The following is a 1,262-nucleotide window of genomic DNA, read 5'->3' on the forward strand; positions in this document are numbered from 1 at the left end:
CCCTGCCCGCTCGGCCCGCTCGGCCCGGTCCGGCCCTGCCCGCTCATCGCGGTCCGGGCGCGGCCGGGGCCCCGGTCAGGGCCATGACGTCTCCGTGGACGGGCAGACGACGAGTTCCCTGACCTCGCAGCCCTCCGGCTGGCTCAGCGCGAACACCACGGCGGCGGCCACGTCCTCAGGCCTGTTGAGCCGCGCGTCGGGCCCCGGCTTGTACTGCGGGTCGCGGTCGTCGAAGAAGTGGGTCTGCATGCCGCCGGGGATCAGCAGGGTCACGCCCACCTGCCCGGCGAGCTCGGCCGCGAGCGCCCGGGTGAACCCGACGACCGCGAACTTCGACGCGCAGTAGGCGGTGGCGTCGCTCAGCGCGCGCAGGCCGAGCGTGGAGGCGCAGGTCACGATCCGCCCGCGGGAGGCGGTCAGGTACGGCAGCGCGGCGCGGACGACCGAGGCGGTGCCGAGCAGGTTGACCTGGATCACCCGCTCCCAGCGGTCGGCGGGGACGTCGGCCAGGCGGCCGCAGGCGTCGGTGCCCGCGGCGGTGACGACGCCGTCGAGCCCGCCGGCCCGCTCCGCCAGCTCGGCGACGGCCCGCTCCGCCTCCCGCCGGTCGGACAGGTCGGCCACCACGTGCTCGACGTCGTAGGCGGGGACGTTCAGGTCGGCGACCAGCGGCCGCCCACCGGCCTTGGCGACGGCCTCGGCGCAGGCCAGGCCGAGGCCGGACGCGCCGCCGGTGATCAGGATGTTCCCCAGTGTCGCAGGCATTGCCGTTCCTCCAGGTCTCACAGCGCCGCGCGGGCGGCGGCGATCAGGTTGGTCGTGGACTGTCCGGGGACCAGGGGGAGGATGACGATCTCGCCGCCGGCGCGGCGGACGACCTCGGCCTCGGGCAGGTCGGACTCGGCGTAGTCGCCGCCCTTGACCCACACGTCGGGCCGGAGCCGCTCGATCAGCGCGGCGGGGGTGCTCTCGTCGAAGACCGCCACGGCGTCGACGCACTCCAGCGCGCGCAGCACCTCGATTCGGTCCTCCTCGCCCACGACGGGACGCCCGGCCCCCTTGAGGCGGCGGACGGAGTCGTCGGAGTTGACGCAGACGATCAGCGCGTCGCCCAGCGCCCTGGCCCGCCGCAGCAGGCTGACGTGGCCGGCGTGGAGCAGGTCGAAGCAGCCTCCGGTGGCGACCAGCCTGCCTCCCGCGGCGCGGACCGCCCGGGCGGCCTCCAGGGGCGTGCGCGGCCGGTCGCCCAGGCCGGGGAACCG

2 protein-coding genes are annotated in these 1,262 nt (G+C 76.2%); both read right to left on the minus strand.

What is annotated here, in order from left to right; translation table 11 throughout:
• Positions 1-75: 75 nt before the first annotated feature.
• The gene (locus ACWJ6R_RS36590) at positions 76-765 is read right to left on the minus strand and encodes an SDR family oxidoreductase (RefSeq protein ID WP_449066586.1); all 690 of its coding nucleotides are present in this window, start codon (positions 763-765) and stop codon (positions 76-78) included.
• Positions 766-782: 17 nt separating this feature from the next.
• A partial coding sequence (rfaE2, locus tag ACWJ6R_RS36595) for a D-glycero-beta-D-manno-heptose 1-phosphate adenylyltransferase (protein WP_449066587.1) occupies positions 783-1,262 on the minus strand: 480 nt, incomplete at its 5' end.

The sequence above is a fragment of the Planomonospora algeriensis genome (genome assembly GCF_977012225.1).

What these genes read in the sequence shown, in the direction of transcription:
- ACWJ6R_RS36590 (WP_449066586.1), bottom strand. Translation starts at nt 765, where the DNA reads ATGCCTGCGACACTGGGGAACATCCTGATCACCGGCGGCGCGTCCGGC.